This is a genomic window from Herbidospora yilanensis, assembly GCF_001570565.1.
GTDB classification, from domain to species: domain Bacteria; phylum Actinomycetota; class Actinomycetes; order Streptosporangiales; family Streptosporangiaceae; genus Herbidospora; species Herbidospora yilanensis.
Genome location: NZ_BBXE01000014.1, coordinates 143,276 through 161,100, shown reverse-complemented (window position 1 = coordinate 161,100; position 17,825 = coordinate 143,276). Strand labels below are relative to the sequence as shown.

General features: G+C 71.2%; 19 protein-coding genes. 2 read left to right on the top strand and 17 right to left on the bottom strand.

Features of this window, described 5'->3' with window-relative positions; all coding sequences use genetic code 11:
- Positions 1–28: 28 nt before the first annotated feature.
- Positions 29–418: a DUF8711 family protein gene (locus AW273_RS05150; RefSeq protein WP_062345710.1), complete on the bottom strand. Its 390-nt coding sequence runs from the start codon at positions 416–418 to the stop codon at positions 29–31.
- Between the two features lie 95 nt (positions 419–513).
- Here AW273_RS05150 and AW273_RS05145 point away from each other — a divergent pair, with 95 nt between their 5' ends.
- Positions 514–771 carry a ubiquitin carboxyl-terminal hydrolase 14 gene (locus AW273_RS05145; protein ID WP_062345708.1) on the top strand — a complete coding sequence of 86 codons (258 nt, stop codon included), beginning with the start codon at positions 514–516 and terminating at the stop codon, positions 769–771.
- Here AW273_RS05145 and AW273_RS05140 read toward each other — a convergent pair.
- Entirely contained in the window at positions 768–2,354 is a 1,587-nt protein-coding gene (locus AW273_RS05140; protein ID WP_062345706.1) for a Na+/H+ antiporter, read from the bottom strand. The two genes, AW273_RS05145 and AW273_RS05140, sit on opposite strands and share 4 nt — an antisense overlap.
- Positions 2,355–2,382: 28 nt before the next feature.
- A complete protein-coding gene (locus AW273_RS05135; protein WP_157555574.1) occupies positions 2,383–3,651 on the bottom strand; it encodes a hypothetical protein in 1,269 nt (422 codons plus the stop codon).
- A 247-nt stretch (positions 3,652–3,898) separates the two neighbouring features.
- Between AW273_RS05135 and AW273_RS05130 the strand changes: the two genes are divergently transcribed.
- Positions 3,899–5,863, top strand: a complete 1,965-nt coding sequence (locus AW273_RS05130; RefSeq protein ID WP_062345704.1) for an ATP-dependent DNA helicase — start codon at positions 3,899–3,901, stop codon at positions 5,861–5,863.
- On the opposite strand, the gene AW273_RS05125 is transcribed toward AW273_RS05130, so the two are convergent.
- From AW273_RS05125 to AW273_RS05060, 14 genes are all read right to left on the bottom strand, one after another.
- Positions 5,853–6,680, bottom strand: a complete 828-nt coding sequence (locus AW273_RS05125; protein WP_062345702.1) for an MOSC domain-containing protein — start codon at positions 6,678–6,680, stop codon at positions 5,853–5,855. The two genes, AW273_RS05130 and AW273_RS05125, sit on opposite strands and share 11 nt — an antisense overlap.
- Positions 6,681–6,722: 42 nt before the next feature.
- A complete protein-coding gene (locus tag AW273_RS05120) occupies positions 6,723–6,965 on the bottom strand; it encodes a hypothetical protein (protein ID WP_062345700.1) in 243 nt (80 codons plus the stop codon).
- Positions 6,962–8,935 (bottom strand): hypothetical protein, encoded by a 1,974-nt coding sequence (locus AW273_RS39025; protein WP_063909839.1) that lies wholly within the window; start codon positions 8,933–8,935, stop codon positions 6,962–6,964. The genes AW273_RS05120 and AW273_RS39025 overlap by 4 nt, the downstream gene beginning before the upstream one ends.
- Positions 8,928–9,944, bottom strand: coding sequence for an SRPBCC family protein (locus AW273_RS37765; protein ID WP_062345698.1), 1,017 nt, complete (start codon positions 9,942–9,944; stop codon positions 8,928–8,930). The genes AW273_RS39025 and AW273_RS37765 overlap by 8 nt, the downstream gene beginning before the upstream one ends.
- Complete coding sequence (locus AW273_RS05105) at positions 9,941–10,315, bottom strand: hypothetical protein (protein ID WP_157555573.1); 375 nt, start codon at positions 10,313–10,315, stop codon at positions 9,941–9,943. The genes AW273_RS37765 and AW273_RS05105 overlap by 4 nt, the downstream gene beginning before the upstream one ends.
- Before the next feature lie 65 nt (positions 10,316–10,380).
- Positions 10,381–11,133, bottom strand: coding sequence for an SGNH/GDSL hydrolase family protein (locus tag AW273_RS05100; RefSeq protein ID WP_062345694.1), 753 nt, complete (start codon positions 11,131–11,133; stop codon positions 10,381–10,383).
- A 1-nt stretch (position 11,134) separates the two neighbouring features.
- A complete protein-coding gene (gene aroQ / locus AW273_RS05095; RefSeq protein WP_062345692.1) occupies positions 11,135–11,563 on the bottom strand; it encodes a type II 3-dehydroquinate dehydratase in 429 nt (142 codons plus the stop codon).
- Complete coding sequence (gene aroB / locus AW273_RS05090) at positions 11,556–12,638, bottom strand: 3-dehydroquinate synthase (protein ID WP_062345684.1); 1,083 nt, start codon at positions 12,636–12,638, stop codon at positions 11,556–11,558. Before aroB ends, aroQ begins: the two co-directional genes overlap by 8 nt.
- Positions 12,635–13,168 carry a shikimate kinase gene (locus AW273_RS05085; RefSeq protein WP_062345682.1) on the bottom strand — a complete coding sequence of 178 codons (534 nt, stop codon included), beginning with the start codon at positions 13,166–13,168 and terminating at the stop codon, positions 12,635–12,637. The genes aroB and AW273_RS05085 overlap by 4 nt, the downstream gene beginning before the upstream one ends.
- Positions 13,169–13,179: 11 nt before the next feature.
- A complete protein-coding gene (gene aroC / locus AW273_RS05080; protein WP_062345680.1) occupies positions 13,180–14,358 on the bottom strand; it encodes a chorismate synthase in 1,179 nt (392 codons plus the stop codon).
- A gap of 25 nt (positions 14,359–14,383) precedes the next feature.
- The gene (locus tag AW273_RS05075; RefSeq protein WP_062345678.1) at positions 14,384–15,043 is read right to left on the bottom strand and encodes a prepilin peptidase; all 660 of its coding nucleotides are present in this window, start codon (positions 15,041–15,043) and stop codon (positions 14,384–14,386) included.
- A 64-nt stretch (positions 15,044–15,107) separates the two neighbouring features.
- Complete coding sequence (locus AW273_RS05070) at positions 15,108–15,653, bottom strand: SseB family protein (RefSeq protein ID WP_062345676.1); 546 nt, start codon at positions 15,651–15,653, stop codon at positions 15,108–15,110.
- 96 nt (positions 15,654–15,749) lie between these two features.
- Complete coding sequence (gene bar, locus AW273_RS05065; RefSeq protein ID WP_062345674.1) at positions 15,750–16,847, bottom strand: barbiturase; 1,098 nt, start codon at positions 16,845–16,847, stop codon at positions 15,750–15,752.
- Complete coding sequence (locus tag AW273_RS05060) at positions 16,848–17,768, bottom strand: carbamate kinase (RefSeq protein WP_232327073.1); 921 nt, start codon at positions 17,766–17,768, stop codon at positions 16,848–16,850.
- Positions 17,769–17,825 lie beyond the last annotated feature (57 nt).

Sequence of the window (17,825 nt, the reverse complement as noted above, 5' to 3'; positions counted from 1 at the left end):
GCAATTCCGGCATGTCTTGCCGGAATTGCTATTCCCCGGCGCAGGCGGAGGTGAGGGTCTCGGCCCACTGGACGGAGTCGGCGGCCAGCTTCTGGAGTGCGTCGACGGCGTCGTTGGCGTCCTGGATGTCGAAGGAGTCGAGCTTGGCCGCGATGTCGTTGGCCGCCTCGGCGAGGGTCGTGTTGGCCGCGTCGTTGGCCAGGTTCTCCAGCTTGTTCGCGCCGTCGGCGAGGGCCGTCTCGACCGCCTGCGGGTCGCTCGCGAGGCCGGTCACCTTCTGGACGGTCTCGGTCACGATGCCGGCCGCCTGGATACACTGCTGCGTCTTGTCGATCGCCCCGGTGATCTCGTTGAGCTCGCCGCAACCGGTGAGCAGCACGAGCGAAAGCGGGACAGCGGCAAGAGGGAGGAGTCGCATGGCCTGGAGCCTAATGCACGCGAACCTGCCCTAAGCGCCCCATCACAAAGGGGCAGGTCGGAATGTGTCCGATGCGGCGTCGTACGATCAAACACATGGGAATGTGCGAACATCTGCAGGTCGCCGGGGACCCGAAGCCGACCTCCCCGCAGGGGTGCGAGGAGTGCCTGCGCGAGGGCACCCGGTGGGTCCACCTGCGTAAATGTCTTGACTGCGGGCATATCGGCTGCTGCGACTCCTCGCCCCGCCGGCATGCCACCGCCCACTACAAGAACACCGATCACCCGGTCATGCAGTCGTTCGAACCGGGTGAGGCGTGGAAGTGGTGCTTCATCGACAACGTGATGGGTTAGTCGCGTTCCAGGGTGGCCTCTTCGAAGTCGAGCTCGGCCATGATCCGGCGCAGCACCTCGTCGTCGATCCTGCGCTGGTCGCGGAGCCTGATGAAGACCGCCCGCTCGGCGGCGAGCATCTCCCGGCGCAACCGCCGGTAGACGGTCGCGGGCGTCTCCTCGCCCTCGGGCCCGGTGCCGCCGCCGAGCCGCTCCCAGGCCATCCGCGCCACCCGCTCCGACCGGTCGCGCAGCCCCTGCACGACCTCCTCGTGGATGTCGAGCACCCCTTCGGCCACCAGCTCGTCGAGCCGGGCCGTGGCCGCCGCCGCGGCGGCCTGCTGGGCGGCGGCCTCCGACAGGTCGTCTTCGAACCGCTCGCGCTCGTTGGAGATCCCGAGCTTGCGGATCAGCCACGGGAACGACAACCCCTGGACGACCAGGGTGCCGATCACCACGGCGAAGGTCAGGAACAGCAGCAGATCGCGCTGCGGCACGTCGGCGGGCAGCGCGAAGGCCGCCGCCAGTGACACCACGCCGCGCATCCCCGCCCAGCTCAGCGTCGCCACGTTCTGCCAGGGCACCTTGGGCTCCCTGGCCCGGACCTTCTTCGACAGGATCCTCGGCAGGTAGACGCTGGGCACCATCCAGACCACCCGGCTCAGCACCATCACCCCGAACAGCACCAGGGCGTACATGGCGACCGTGGCGGGCTCGTAGCCCTCCAGCCCGGCGATCAGCGGGAGCAGCTGGAGCCCGATCAGGGCGAAGACGATGCCCTCCAGCAGGAAGTCCATCACCTGCCACACGGCGGCCGACAGCAGCCGGGTCCCGTAGGAGGTGCGGCTCATCTGGTGGCCGAGGTAGATGCCCACCACGACCACGGAGATCACACCCGAGGCGTGCACGACCTCCGCCGCCAGGTAGGCGCCCCAGGGCACCAGCAGCGAGATCGAGTTGGCCACCAGGGCGTCGGAGATCCGGGTCAGGATCTTGCCCGCGGCGTAGGCGATGGCCAGGCCGATGCCCAGGCCGACGCCGGCCGCGTACAGGAACTGCCCGCCCGCCGCGAGGAAGCTCACCCCGCCGCCGGCGATCACCCCGATCGCGACCCGGTAGGCGGTCAGCGCGGTGGCGTCGTTGAACAGGCTCTCGCCGATCAGCACGGTCATGACCCGGCGGGGCAGGCCCAGCTTGCGCCCGACGGCCACGGCCGCCACGGCGTCGGGCGGGGCCACGATCGCGCCGAAGGCGATCGCCGCCGGGATGGTCAGCTCGGGCACGAGCAGGTAGGTCACCGAGGCGACCACGGCCGTGCTGAACAGCACCAGCCCGATCGACAACAGCATGACCGGCCGCTTCACGTCACGGAGCCGCAGGTAGGAGCTGTCGAGGGCGGCCGAGTAGAGGAGCGGGGGGAGGAACACGAAGAGCACGATCTCCGAGCTCAGTTCGTATTCGGGCACGAACGGGAGGATCGACGCGATCAACCCGGCGAGTACGAGAAGCAGAGGGACATTCCAGTCCATCCGCCGGGCCAGCGCGGAGACCGCGAGAGCACCGGCGGGGAGGGCCAGCAACTGGAGAATTGTGATCGCTTCCATCAAGCGGTCATCGTATGTCCCTCAACGACTAGCTCCAGTCACGCCTTTCGTCGGCGCCCTCGGGACGGACCCGCTCGCCCGTGGAGTACATGGGCGGCTGCTGCCCCTCCACGTAGGGCCGCGAGACCGGGCCGAGCCCCAGCGGGTCGTTGGGGTCGACGCCCTGCTGCGGCGGCGGCTGCTGCTGGTAGCGGGGGTCGGCGTACTGCTGCGGCGGATACTGCTGCTGCCCCGGCGGGACCTGGAACGACGGGTCGGTGGAGTAGACGGCCCCCTGGGCGTAGCCCTGCGGGTAGGCCTGCGGATCGCCCTGCGCGAACGGCTCCGGCGGGAACGGCGGCGCCGCCTGGACCAGGTGGGGGCGCTGCTCCGGCGGGAACTGCTGATAGGCCTGCTGCGGCATCTGCTGCTGAGGCATCTGCTGCTGAGGCATCTGCTGCTGAGGCATCTGCTGCTGAGGCATCTGCTGCTGAGGCATCTGCTGCTGGGGCATCTGCGGCGGCATCGGCGGCTGCGGGATCTGCTGGGGCTGGTAGCTCCCGGTCTGGTAGACCGGCGCGTCGGCCTGGTAGACGTCGGCCGGGAAGTGCTGCTGCTGGTGCTGGGCCGCCTCGGCGTCGGGCTCGGGGTCGAACTGGTAGGCCGGGCGTCCCGGGATCGGGGACGGGAACTGGTAGACCGGCTCGGCCGGGACCTGCCCCTCGAAGGGCGGGAAGTCGGGCTGCGGGGCCTGGCGGCGCGGCCGCTCACGCGGCGGGGCCTGCTGGTCGACGGCGACGAGGCGGTCGCGCGCGGGGGCGCCCCGGGCGACCAGCACGTCGTTGGGGCCGAGCGCGGCCGGGGCCGCGGGCGCGGGCTGGCCGTAGGCGGGGGTGGCCTCGGGGTAGGGGCCGGGGTCGTAGCCGACCGGCATGGGCTGCTGTTCCTGCGGGAAGGGCGGGAACGGCTGCTGCGGCGCCATGGGCTGCTGCTCGGGGGCGGGCGGGCGCGAGTACTGCCCCGTGCCGGGATATTCACCCGGGTAGTCGCCGAGATCGGGCGCCGGGAAGGGGCCCGTGCCGGGCTGGTCGGGGCCGGCCGTCGGCTGCCCGGTGGCCTCGGCGTAGCCGATCTGGAGGGTCTCCAGAAGGCGGCCGACGTCGTCCATGGGCATGCGGAAACTGGCGGTGCACATCTCGCCCCGCCACAGACTGAGAACGAGGGTGCCCTCGTGCCAGGTCACCCGCAGAACGCGGTCCTGACCTCGGGCGTCAAAGAAAACCTCGCCGAAGGATGGCAGCGGGACGACTTCCGACATGACAGACATAGTGCCTTTACCTGCCCTTATCCGTCCACTCGACCTCAAGAAACCCTACAGAAACGCCCGTCTCGGATTGGTCGGGTTACCCCCGTTTGCCCGAGGTGGATCGTCTTTGACCCAGCGCCCCGTGTGGCCAGTGTGCCACGGGAACTCCCCTTCGCACCCCCGAACTCCGGGATGTGGTCCGGCGGTCACGGTCCGATAACAGCACGCTCTTGTCGGTCGTGGGCGCTAGCCTTTCGGGGTGCCGAAATCCGACCTGCCAACTGTAGAAGAGCTGCTCACGATCGCCGTCAGGGAGCTCGGCGGCGCCGAGAGACCCGGGCAGGTCACGATGGCCACGGCGGTCCAGAAGGCGCTCGACAAGGGCGACCATCTCGCAGTTCAGGCGGGCACCGGCACCGGCAAGTCGCTGGCCTATCTGGTGCCCGCGATCCGCCACGCGGCGATCTCCGACAGCGCCGTCGTCGTCTCCACGGCGACCATCGCGCTACAGCGCCAGCTCGTCGACCGCGATCTTCCGAGGCTCGCCGACGCCCTCGAAAAAGAACTCCCGCATCGACCTGAATTCGCCATTCTTAAGGGCCGTCGCAACTATCTGTGCCGATACAAGTCAACGGTCGGCATGCCCGAAGACGAACAGGATCAGCTTTTCGACCCCCGTGAGGTGAGCGCCACGGGCCGCATGGTCCAGCGCATCCAGGAATGGGCCGAAGAGACCGAGACCGGCGACCGTGACGAGCTCGTGCCGGGGGTGAGCGAGATCGCCTGGCGGCAGTTCTCGGTGTCGGCGCGCGAGTGCCTGGGCGCCCAGCGCTGCCCCAGCGGGGCCGAGTGCTTCGCCGAGCTGGCCCGTGAGCGGGCCGGCCTGTCCGACGTGGTGGTGACCAACCACGCCCTGCTGGCCATCGACGCGATGGAGGACTTCCAGGTCCTCCCCGAACACGACGTCGTGGTCGTCGACGAGGCCCACGAGCTGGTCGACCGGGTCACGTCGGTGGTCACCGACGAGTTGTCGGAGTCCACGGCCGGGCTGGCCGCCCGCCGCGCCGGCCGCCTGATCGAACAGGGCCTGGCCGACCGGCTCCAGGAGGCGGCCGAAGACCTCGGCTCCCTCCTCGCCGCCGCCCCCGCCGGCCGGGTCGACGACCTGCCGCAGTCGCTCGGGCTGACCCTGGCGCTCGTGCGCGACGCGGCCTTCGCCTGCATCACCGCCCTCGGCTCCCGCAACGCCGACAAGGACGACCCCGAGGGCGCCGGGGCGAAGAAGGCGGCGTTCACGGCGCTCGACGAGGTCCACGACACCGCCCAGCGCATGCTCGACGCGTTCGGCGCCGACTCCGAGGTCGACCGGGCTGAGGTGGTGTGGCTGGAGGAGGGTTCCGGCCGGGTCCCGCCGACGCTGCGGGTCGCGCCCCTGTCGGTGGGCGGCATGCTCCGCGACAAGCTGTTCGGCGACCGCACGGTCGTGCTGACCTCCGCCACCCTGGCGCTCGGCGGCACCTTCGAGGGCATGGCCGCCCAGTGGGGCCTGGGCAAGAACGACGACTGGAGCGGCCTCGACGTCGGCTCCCCGTTCGACCACGCCCGCTCCGGCATCCTCTACGTCGCCAAGCACCTCCCCCAGCCCGGCCGCGACGGCCTGCCCGACGCCTACATCCAGGAGATGGTCGAGCTCGTCGAGGCGGCCGGCGGCCGGACCCTCGGGTTGTTCTCCTCGATGCGCGCCGCCAAGGCGGCGACCGAGGCGCTGCGCGACCGGTTGTCGGTGCCGCTGCTGTGCCAGGGCGACGACTCGACGTCGCTCCTGGTGAAGCAGTTCGCCGCCGACCCCGAGACCTGCCTGTTCGGCACCCTGTCGTTGTGGCAGGGCGTCGACGTGCCCGGCCCGTCGCTGACCTGCGTCATCATCGACCGCATCCCGTTCCCCCGCCCCGACGACCCGCTGACCTCCTCGCGGCAGCGACATGTGGCGGCCAAGGGCGGCAACGGCTTCATGTCGGTCGCCGCCACCCACGCCGCGCTGCTGCTGGCCCAGGGCGCCGGCCGGCTGCTGCGGTCGATGGACGACCGGGGCGTGATCGCGGTCCTCGACCCCCGCCTGGCGACAGCGCGTTACAGCGGCTTCCTGCTGAACTCGCTGCCGCCCTACTGGCGGACGACCGACCCCGCGGTGGTCCGGGCGGCGCTGAAGCGGCTCACGTCCTGACGACCGGGACGACCGGGTCACCGACCCGGAGTTCGCCGAGGTTCTTCGGGACCAGCCGGATGCCGAACCAGGTCTTGCCGTCCCACCGGCGGTGTCTGGCCAGCGTGCGCAGGGGTTCCTTGCCGCGCTCCCGCGTGTCGGGGTCCCAGAGGGTGACGATGCAGCGGTCGCAGAGCTCGGAGACGCGGAAGTCGACGTCGCCGATGCGCACCGACGTCCAGGTGTCCTCCTCGAACGGCGCGAACCCCTCGACGACCACACTCGGCCGGAAGCGGGCGACGTCGAGCCGCCGCGGCGTGGCCTCCCGGCGCTCGACGGCGCCCTCGGCGATCCAGTCGTCGAGACGGGCCAGGGAGTCGCGGGTGACCAGGAGCAGCGGGGCGTCCCAGGCGAAGCTGACCACCTCGCCCGGCAGCCCGCCGTGGTAGTCGACGATGTGCCGCCGGTTGGGGTCGTCGAGGTAGACGAGTCTGGCCGGTTTGCCCAGGAGCCGCGTGAACCATTCATGGGCGTCGTCGTGGGCGAGCATGGCCTCGTCGAGCCCGTGGAAGTAGACGGGCACGAGCGGCCCGTCGGCCGGGGGGACCTTGAGCTCGTCGAGCCCCGGAGCGTTGAGGATCAGGCCGCCCTCCGGGGTGTTGACGGCCTTGACGGCGAGATATTCGGGGTTCTCCCCCGACCAGTAGCCGTCCCCCTTGTCATCGACGACGGCCCACCGGCGGTCGCCTTCGAGGCCCCACGGCAGGACCTTGGCGTGGTCGAGTCGGAGACCGGTCACCGACTTGACGGGGTAGATCCGGATATCGGAGAGCTTCATCAGTCGACTGTACGAGAAAGCGCTCTCTCGATCACGCGGGAATCACCCCGGCCCGGCGGCGCGGGCTTCCAGCGCATAGCTGATACGGACCGAACGATATCGTTCACCCTCGGTGACCTTTTCGGGAAGGTTCTCCCGGTCGGTGCCCGACGCGGCCTGGTCTTCGCCGTGGAACTCGACCCTGTGGCCGGGTGCGATTCTGACTTCGAGTTCTTCGGCCTCGACCTCGGCGGCGACCACGATGTCGGCCCGCGCGATGTCGTCGTCGGTGGGCCGCCCGCTCACGGGGGCCTGCCCAGCTTGCCGAGCCGCCGCATTCCGGCCAGCAACGCGGCGTGACGCAACTCCCTCAACGCACCACCGAGCGTCTGACCGGCCCGATCGGGCCTCTCGCGCCGCCAATGGTCGGCTTTCTCGCCGGCGTGATCCTTGCCTTTGCGCTTCGGGGTTCGACCCTCATGTTCTGGCTTCCCGGCTGGGCTTTCACCGGCCTCTCCCTCGGCTTCCGGCTCGGCGGCCTGGCCCTCACCCGCCGACTCGGGGGCCTTCGCCCCGCCCTTCGGGCTCTCCGTCTGATCTTCGACTTGCGGCTTTCCGGCCTCGCCGCCGGCTTCCGGCTCCTCGACTTGGCTCTCACCCGCCGACTCCGGAGCCCCCATTCCGTCTTGCGGGCTCTCCGTCTCAGCATCGACCTGCGACTCTGCGGCCTCACCTTCAGCTTCCGGCTCCCCCGCTTGGCTCTCATCCGCCGACTCTGGAGCTGACGCCTCATCGGTCGATTCCGGGGGCCCCGCCGCACCCTGCGGTTTTTCGGTGCCTTCATCCGTCAGTCGTTCGGCCTGGCCCTCATCCGTCGTCTTCTCAGCCTGGCCTCCTGGTCGTGGCGTCTCATCCAGGCCTTCTGCTGCTGGCTCACCCTCCTGGCCTCCGCCTTGCCGCCCCTCGGCTCCGCCTTCTCCTTTCGCCGTCGCAGCTCGGCCTTCTGCGCTTGGACCCTCCGCCTGGCCGCCGCTTTTGGATCTCTCGGCGCCGACCTCTTCTCCTGCCTTTGACGTTCGGCCTTCCTGCCCACCACCGGCCGGTTCCGTCTTGCTCGTGCGCCTGACCGGCGGGCGGGAAACGCTCTCAGCAGAGCGCTGCTGGTCCTCGACCACAGTGCCGGTGAGCACGCTTCCTTCGCCGGAGGCCGGGCCAGGCCGACCTGCCCGGTCGGTTTCTTCGCCTTCGTCACGCCGGCGTTCAGCCTCGCCGGCCTCGTCGGGAGCCAGGCCACCACCGGAATCGCCATGCTCGGCGGCCTGCCGGGTACCTTCACCAGCAGCCTCCCCCGCTCCAGCGCCAACCGTTTCGGTGGCCTTCCCGGCGCCCTCGGCCGCGGCCCTTTCGGTCGCCCTTCCTGCGCCTTCGCCGACCTGGCTCGCAGCCTGGCCCGCTCCCCCACCGACGCTCTCGGTCGCCTTCCCGGTGCCCGCGCCGACATCACCGACCGCCCCGCCGGCACCTTCGCCCACGTCGCCGACCGCCGCACCGGCACCTTCACCGACCTCGCCGACCGCATGGCCCGCGCCCTCACCAACGTCACTCACCGCCGCGCCGGCACCCTCACCCACGTCGCTGACGGATGCACCAGCGCCCTCACCCACCTCGCCGACCGCATGACCAGCACCTTCACCAACGTCACTCACCGCCGCGCCGGCACCCTCACCGACCTCGCCGACCGCATGACCAGCGCCCTCACCGACGTCACTCACCGCCGCGCCGGCGCCTTCGCCGACCTCGCCGACCGCGTGGCCCGCGCCCTTGCCGACGTCGCTGACGGCTTCCCCGGCGCCCGAGCCCACGTCGCGGACCGCGTGGCCCGCGCCTGCGCCCACGTCGCTGACGGCGCTGCCGGCGCCCTTGCCGATTTCGCCGACGGCCTGGCCCGCGCCGCCGCCGATGGCCTCCGTCGCGTTGCCGAGGCCTCTGGTCAGGTTCTCGAGGATCTGCGGGTTGTGGTCGAGGGTCTGCAGGACGTCGCCGACGATTCTGGCGACGTTGTCCAGGCGGACCTTCAGCAGGGCCTGGGCCTGGACGCCCTTGATGCCCAGGTCGACCTCGCCCAGGGACACGTCCGCTCCGACGTTGAGTTTCAGCAGGTCCAGGACCTCGGCGCTGACGCTGACGCGGGCCTTGAGGTCGGCGACCCGGAGGGTGATCTCGTCGACGCTGAGATTCGGTACGTCGAGGTAGACGTCGGGGTCCTCGTCAGCCACGTGCGCTCACCCGGCCCTCGGGCACTCTCTCCTCGTCCTCGTGGTCCTCGCTCTCCTCCGGTTCGGCCGTCTCTTCTCCCTCCTCCGGCGCCTCGGGCTCCTCTCCCGAACCGGGCGGGGGTGCCTCGGGGGCCTCCGTCGCCTGCTCCTCCGCGGGAGTCTCCCGCTCCTCGTCGGGCGGCTTCTCGGAAGTGACCTCGCCGTCGTGGATCTCGCCGCGCCAGCCCTGGACGTCGTCGGGGCGCAGGAGGGTCTGGTTCATCACCTGGCGGCGGAAGTGTTTCAGTTCCAGCCGTGCGCGGCGGCCCTGGGCGCGCCAGATGTTGCCCGTCTTCTCGAACAGGCCCTGCGGGTGGTATTCCAGCACGACCAGCACCCGGGTCAGGTTCGGCGCCAGGCCGCTGAAGGTGACCGAGCCGTCGACGTGGCCCTTCGCCCCATGGGAGCGCCAGATGATGTGCTCGTCGGGGACCTGGTCGATGATGTCGGCCTGCCAGGTGCGGTGGGACCAGAAGACCTGGGCCTTCCACGTCAGCTTGGTGTCCTCGTCCTGGCTGACGCGTTCGACCTTCTTCATGAAGGACGGGAACTCCTCGAACTGCGTCCACTGGTTGTAGACGACCTGGAGCGGCGCGCCGATGTCGATCGACTCGACGATGTTGGTGACCTTCCGGTTGCCCTTGCCCTTGCCGCCCTTGCCGGTGAAGGCCTTGACCAGTTCGGTGACGCCCTTCACGCCGTGCCCGAGGCGCTTGAAGAAGCCCTCCTTCTTCTCCTCGCCGCCACCCTGCTCCTTGCGCTGCTCCCCGAAGCCCAGGTCGCTGAGACCGCTCTTCTCGCCGGTGGCGTATTCGGTGAGGCGGTCGGTGAGGTCGCCGACCTTGCCCTTGATCTTCCCGGTGACCTTGCCGGTGAGCTTGGAGGCGCCGCGTTTGCCGGCCGCGCCGATCATGCCGCCGACCTCTCTGCCCAGTCTGCCGAGCGGTGACGCCGTCTTGGTTTCCGTCATGAGTCCTCCTCGGTGGAGGTCGTGTCGGGGGTCTTCTCGGACGTCTTCTCGGCGGTCTTGGTGCCGAGCGGGCTGCGCAGGCGCTCCGCCTTGTCGTGGATGCGGTCGCTGAGCTGGTTGATCGGGCCGGTGGTCGCCGCGGTGGCGGCGGCGCGGCCGACCTCCATGAAGTCGGTCTGCAGCTTCCCGGCGAGTTCTTCCAGTTCGGGCGAGCCGAGGCTCTTGAGGCCCTTGCCCAGCAGGCTCTTGGGCCGGAGCGCGCCGGCGAGACCTCCGACGGCGACGGCGGTCGCCAGTGCGAGCTTGTGGTTGCGGCCGAAGTAGTAGCCGAGGGCGATGCCCACCGCGAGTTTGGCCTGACTTGGCTTCATCACTGTCCTCCTTCGGGGATCCCCCTCCCCGGAAAGCGGACAGTGCACCTCAAGAGCGGCCCAAATTAGTCGAAAGGCGACAAATCAGGGCGTTTCGGGGCGATGTTGTCTCCGGACGACCTCCCGCGCAACCGTCGCAGCACCCACGGGGCCAGGTGTTCGCGCAACCACTCGGCGTCTTCGCGGCGCTTCACCCGGGGGTCGACCTTGTCGCGGGGCGGCCAGGTGAACCGCCATTCCTGGCCCGGTACGCCCAGCACGTCGAGCACCTTGGCGGCGACCAGACGGTGGCCGTGCTCGTTCATGTGGAGGCGGTCGTCGCTCCAGGCCCGCCAGTCGCGCAGGCCCTGCATCGACCACTGGTCGACCAGGCGGCAGCCGTAGAGGTCGGCGATCGAGCGGACGTGCAGGTAGTAGGTCGCGAAGGTGCCGCGGGCGCGGCGCATGATCGGGGTGTCGCGCGGGTCGACGCCGGTGAAGACGATCACGTCGGCGCCGGTCTCGCGCAGCGCCCTGACCGCGCCGGCGAAGGTCTTCGCCATCTTGTCGGGGTCGCTGCCGGGACGCAGCAGGTCGTTGCCGCCGGCGCAGAAGCTGACCAGGTCGGGGCGCATCTCGATCGCCCTCGGCACCTGCTCGGCCACCACCTGGTCGAGCAGGCGGCCGCGGACCGCGAGGTTGGCGTACACGAAGGAGGGGTTCTGACTCGCCAGGGTCTCGGCCACGCGGTCGGCCCAGCCACGATAGGAACCGTTCACGCCCGGGTCGCTGAGGCCCTCGGTGAAACTGTCGCCGAGGGCGACGAACGACCCGTACATCTCACATCTCCGCGATGGCTCGCAAGGCCAGGACATAGGACTGCACGCCGAAACCGGCGATCGTGCCGTTGGCGACGGCCGCCACGACCGAGGTGTGGCGGAACTCCTCCCGGGCGGCCGGGTTGGAGATGTGCACCTCGATCAGCGGCGCGGTGCGCTGGGCGAGCGCGTCGCGCAGCGCGTAGCTGTAGTGGGTGAACGCCGCCGGGTTGAGGATCACGGGGGTGCGGGAGTCGGCGGCCCCGTGGATCCAGCGCACCATCTCGGCCTCGTCGTCGGTCTGCCGCACCTCGACCGCCAGGCCCAGGTCGCGACCGGCGGTCTCGCAGATCAGCACCAGGTCTTTGAACGTGGTGGCGCCGTAGACGTCGGGTTCGCGGGTGCCCAGCCGGCCCAGGTTGGGGCCGTTCAGCACCAGGACGTCACGCATGGGGGCCTCCGCTCACCGCCCGGTAGGCGGCCTCCAGCAACTCCTCGGACGGGTCTTCGAGCCGGGACGGCTCGGCCAGCGCGTCGAGCACGACGAACCGGAGCTTGGCCCCCCGCGCCTTCTTGTCGATCTTCATGTGCTCACGCAACCGGGGCCAGGCGTCTTCACGGTAAACCGTGGGCAGACCGACCGAGGTCAGAATCGAACGGGTGCGCGCCACCAGGTCGGCCCGGCCGGACAGGCGGCCGAGCTCGGCGGCGTAGACGAGGCCGATCGCGACCGCCTCGCCGTGGCGGACGGTGTAGTTCTCGACCCGCTCGATGGCGTGGGCCAGGGTGTGGCCGTAGTTGAGGATCTCGCGCAGCCCGCTCTCCTTCAGGTCGGCGCCGACGACGTCGGCCTTGACCCGGATCTTGCGCTCAATCAGCTCGCGGGTGTGGGCGCCCTCGGGGTGGCGGGCGGCGTCGGGGTCTTCCTCGATCAGCCGCAGGATCTCGGGGTCGGCGATGAACCCGCCCTTGATCGTCTCGGCCAGCCCGGCGACGTAGTCGTCGCGCGGCACGCCCACCAGCGTCGCGAGGTCGCACAGGACGCCCGCCGGCGGGTGGAACGACCCGACCAGGTTCTTGCCCTCGGGGGTGTTGATGCCGGTCTTGCCGCCGACGGCGGCGTCGACCATGGCCAGCAGCGTCGTCGGGACCTGGACGACCCGCACCCCGCGCAGCCACGTGGCGGCCGCGAACCCGGCCAGGTCGGTGGTGGCCCCACCGCCGACGCCCACGACGACGTCGGTCCGGGTCATGCCGTGGCGCCCGAACGCCGACCAGAGCGACGACAACACGTGGACGTCCTTGGCCGCCTCGGCGTCGGGCACCGGGATGTCCAGCACGTCGTAGCCGGCCTTCTCCAGCACGCCCGTCACCGGGCCGGCGAGCTCGGGCAGGCTGACCGGGCGGACGACGGCGACCGTGCGGGCCTTCTCGCCGACCAGGCCGGGCAGTTCGCCCAGGACGCCGGTGCCGACGACGACGTCGTAGGGGCTGTCGCCGAAGACGGGGATGCGGGTGACGGTCACTCGGACTCCGGCTTCGGCTCGGCCCGGATCTGGTCGGCCACAGCGTCGGCCACAGCGTCGGCCACCACGTCGGCCTCCAGGTCGTCGGTGGCGACGGTGAGGACCGCGAGGCCCTCGTAGAGCGGGCGGCGTTCCTCCATCAGCTTGCGGAGCTGGCTGCGCGGGTTGAGGACCAGCAGCGGGCGGGCCGAGGCCAGGCCGACGCGCCTGACCGCCTGGTCGAGGCCGACCTTCAGGTAGACCACGGTGTGGCCGGCGAGCAGTTCGCGCGTGGCCGGGTCGAGGATGGCGCCGCCGCCGAGCGCCAGCACGCCCTCGTGCTCGTCGAGGGCGGCCCGGACGGCCGCGGCCTCAAGCGCGCGGAAGGCCTCTTCGCCGTCTTCGACGAAGATGTCGCCGATCGGCTTGCCCGCGACCTGCTCGACGTCGGCGTCGGTGTCGCGGAAGCCGACGCCGAGGCGTTCGGCCAGGAACTCGCCGGTGGTCGACTTGCCGGACCCCGGCGGGCCGATCAGCACCACGACAGGCATGGTCGCTCCCCCTACTTGATGATCAGCGAGGACAGGTAGCCGGAGACGTTGCGGGCCACCTCCTCGACGGAGTCGCCGCCGAACTTCTCGACGGCGGCGTCGGCCAGCACCAGCGCGACCATGGCCTCGGCGACGATCGCGGCAGCCGGCACGGCGCACACGTCGGAGCGCTCGTGGTGGGCCTTGGCGGCCTCTCCGGTGACCACGTCGATGGTGGCCAGCGCCCGCGGCACGGTCGAGATCGGCTTCATTGCGGCGCTGACCCGCAGCGGCTCGCCGTTGGTCATGCCGCCCTCGACGCCGCCGGCCCGGTTGGTGACCCGCCGGACGCCGTTCTCGGTGTTCTCGATCTCGTCGTGGGCGCGCGACCCGGGACGCCGGGCGGTCTCGAAGCCGTCGCCGACGCCGACGCCCTTGATCGCCTGGATGCCCATGAGGGCGGCGGCCAGGCGCGCGTCGAGGCGGCGGTCCCAGTGGGTGTAGCTGCCGAGGCCCGGCGGCAGGCCGTAGGCGACGACCTCGACGACGCCGCCGAGGGTGTCGCCCTCCTTGTGGGCCTTGTCGATCTCGGCGACCATCGCGGCGCTGCCCTCGGGGTCGAAGCAGCGGACCGGGTCGTCGTCGATGCGGGCCAGGTCGGCGGGGGCCGGCAGCTCGGCCGACGGGGTCACGGCCGACCCGATCGACACGACGTGGCTGACGATCTCGACGCCGAGGGCCTGCTTGAGGAAGTTCTTGGCGACCTGGCCGAGCGCCACGCGGGCGGCCGTCTCACGGGCGCTGGCCCGGTCGAGGACGGGCCGGGCGTCGTCGAAGCCGTATTTCTGCATGCCGGCGAGGTCGGCGTGGCCCGGGCGGGGCCGCGACCTGGGCGCGTTGCGGGCGAGCCCTTCGAGGACGGCGGGGTCGACCGGGTCGGCCGCCATCACCTGCTCCCACTTGGGCCACTCGGTGTTGCCGACGCGGATGGCGACCGGCGAGCCGAGCGTGCGGCCGTGGCGGACGCCGCCCGAGATGGTCAGTTCGTCTTGCTCGAACTTCATGCGGGCGCCGCGCCCGTAGCCGAGACGCCGGCGGCGCAGCGCCTCTTCGAGCTCGGATGTGGTGATCTCGACCCCGGCGGGCAGCCCCTCGAGGATCGCGATGAGTTCGGGGCCGTGGGACTCCCCGGCGGTCAACCAGCGCAGCATGGGACCAAGTCTTTCAGATGTGCGGTTAAGCTCCCGCCAGCAGAGCCGCCAGCGCGCCCGCGATCATAGCGGGACCAAAGGGGAACTCGCTGGTCCGGGTGCCTTTCCGGGTGATGAGCAGCCCTAATGCCCAGAGCCCGCCGAGCAGTTGCCCGCCCACCCCGGCGATGATGGCGGCGTCGACGCTGACCGCTCCGGCGACCAGCCCGACGAGCCCGGCGAGCTTCACGTCGCCGAACCCGAGCCCCGAGGGCCGCCCGAACCACAGAATGAGATAGATCCCGGCCATGGCCAGCCCGCACGCGGTGGCGACCATCAGCCGCCCGGTGGGGGCGAGGGCGGCCAGCAGAACGGGATAGGCGGGCAGCGTCACGACGTCGGGCAGCCGCCACGTGCGCAGGTCGGTCAGCGTGAGCACCACTCCGGCCCAGGCGGCCATCAGCAGCGCCGGGATCAGCTCGGGCGTGGGGGCATGTCGCCACGCGAGGACCCCGAACAGCAGCCCCGTGACCCCCTCGACGACAAAGGGCCGGCGCGGCGCGGGCACCACCCCGAAGGCGTGGCGCAACGCCGCCCGCGCCTCCTTGCGCGTGTCGTCGGGCTCGGGCACGAACCCTCCCGCGAGCTCGCGCGCGTAGCGCCCGGCGACCACGCCGAGCAGCGCGAGCAGCCCCCAAGACAACACGCGGCCGACCCTAACCCCTCCTCGGCGCGCGCGGCCCCGATGCGTGTTACGGGTGTGGAAATCCCTACCGCCGCCACCAGCTCCTCTTCTTCGGCGGCGCGGCCTCGAAGCGGGCCACCGTCACCCCCGGCACGTCGACGTCGAGGTTCCGGCGCGCGGCGGCGTCCTCGATGGCGGCCATGGCGTGGAGCATGGACCCCTCGACCGCGAACGGCGCCGGCCCCGCGACGTCGATGACGACGGCCGCGGCCTGCTCGTGCACGGCCGCCTTGCACACCTGGGAGGCGGATGCCTGGATGGGCCGCGCGTCGGCCCGCCACCGGGCGAGCGCCTCGACTCCGGTGAACGCGAGCACGGCCATCCGCCCGTCCTGCCCGACGAGCTTGGGGAGGGCCATCTCGCTCTCCTTCTCCCGCTTGAGCCCGTCTTCGCCGACCTCGGCCTCGGTCAGCAGCGCCACGACGGGCACGAGCAGCCGGGCGGGCCCGAGGGCGGTCAGGACGTCGGCGACGGTGGCGTCTCCGGTCTGGAAGCGCGCCAGCGTCCCGGCCAGCGCGGCGTCGGCCCGCCCGTCGTCGTCGGGCACCAGGGGCTGCGGAATCGAAGGCACGAAGGGCGAGGATACCCGGCCCGGATTCGGCGAGGAGCCAGAGCTTTCCTCCCTTACGGCTCCGCCGTAACGGAGCCGTCTTGAATGTGACGGAGATCAGCCCAGATCGGCGATGGCGATGACGGGGCCGCCGCCGCTGGGGCCCTGGTGGACGGCCGCGACGCTGACGAAGACGGCCGGGTCGCCGGTCACGCTGGCCGCGACGCCGCCCACGGTCGCCTTGATCTGGCGGTGCCAGTGGACGTCGCTGTCGTCGAGCATGATGTTGCGGCGGCCGCGCACGCTGCCCGTCGGGTCGGCCTCGCACTTCATGAACAGGTTGACCAGACGGCCGCCCAGGTCGCTGGGGTGGGGGCGGTCGGGCAGGTCGATGCCCGCGTCGCGGATGGCCGCCCAGATGCCGTCGGTGTCGAGCGCGTCCTTCATGACCGAGTGGCCGGCGCGGTAGCGGCCGCCGATGCCGCGCACGTTGCCCACGACCACGATCTGGGCCACGTCGAGTTCGACGCCGCTCGAACACGAGGCGACCGAGGAGTAGAGCGACAGGTCGCGGTGGATCTGGTCGGCGGCCGGCATCTCGATCTCGCCCAGGGCCACGGCGATGCCGAGGGCGGTGGTGGAGTTGGAGATGTCCATCGACGGGCCGGTGTCCTCGGTGATCACGTCGTGGCCGCGCGACTTGGCGTCGTTGATGGTCGACAGGGTGAGCAGCGGGGTCTTGGTCTGCACGTAGTGGACGTCGCGCGGGTCGTCGATGCCGGCGATCTTCATCGCCTCGCGGACGCCGGCCGCGACCTTCTCGACCATGGCCGGGCGGCCGATGTCCTCGGGGAGGATGACCTCACTCATCGCGATGCCCACGCTCAGCCTGGGTTCGTCGCTCTGCGGCGCGGACGCCGGGTCGACGGTGGCGAAGATCGTCGCGTGCGGCGACAGGACGCCGTCGGTGCCGCCCGACCAGACCAGCGGCACGCTCTCGGGCGACGGGTGGCCCCGGCTCGCCAGGATCTCGCGGAAGGCGCGGTCGGCCAGGATGCGGGTGTAGTCGTTGACGCCGCCGTTGCCCTCGGTCTTGCCGATGACGGCCAGCACGCGGGCGGCCTCGATCACGCCGTCGTCGATCAGCTTCGCGAGCCCGGAGGCGTCGGTCACGCTCTCGATGGCGACCTTGCGTACCTCGATGGGGTCCGGCATCTAACTCTCCCGGTTAACCGTTGTACCGATATTTCCTGAAATGGCGGCGGCGATGTTGTCCAGTGACGTGATCACTGCCTTGGCGCCGCCCTCCTCGACGAAACGCAGCGCGGCCTCGACCTTCGGGCCCATGCTGCCGCTGGCGAAATGCCCTTCGGCCTGGAGTACCCGCATCTCCTTCGGCGTCACGCCCCCGATCGGGCGGGCTGCGGGGGTGCCGTATCCGGCGATGGCGTGCGGGACGTCGGTCGCGATGACCAGGATGTCCGCGCCGACCGCCTGGGCCAGGGCGCAGGCCGCGTGGTCCTTGTCGATCACCGCCTCCACGCCGTGGAGCCCGCCGTCGGCGTGCCGGACGACCGGCACTCCCCCGCCACCCGCCGCGACGACCGTGTAACCGGCCACCATCAGCGCCACGGCGGGGGCCGCGTCGAGGATCTCCACCGGGCGCGGCGAGGCCACCACCCGGCGCCAGCCGCGCTCGAACTCCCGCCACGTCTGGCCGAGCGCCTGGAAGCGCCGCGCCTCCACGACCGAGAAGTACTGCCCGATCGGCTTGACGGGGTCGTCGAAGGCGGGGTCGCCGGGGTCGACGAGGGTGCGGGTGACCACGGTCGCCGCCGGAATCGGGTCGAGCGCGTTCATGATCAGCGAGCCGAGGGTGCCCTGGGTCTGGGCGCCGCACCAGTCGAGCGGCACCGGCGGGACCACGTGGGCGGTGAGCTGGTTCTTCAGCAGGATGTTGCCGACCTGGGGGCCGTTGCCGTGGGTGATCGCCACCCGGTGGCCCTGGCCGATCAGGTCGGCGACGTGGGTCATGGCGCGCTCGATCGCGCGCTTCTGGTCGGCCGGGGCGGCGGAGCCGTCCGGCGCGGTCATCGCGTTGCCGCCGAGGGCGATCAGGACACGCTCACCCGTCACACGGCGAAACTATCCGCCGCCCATCTCCCCGGCATTGGCGACTCTCGCCGTCGAAGG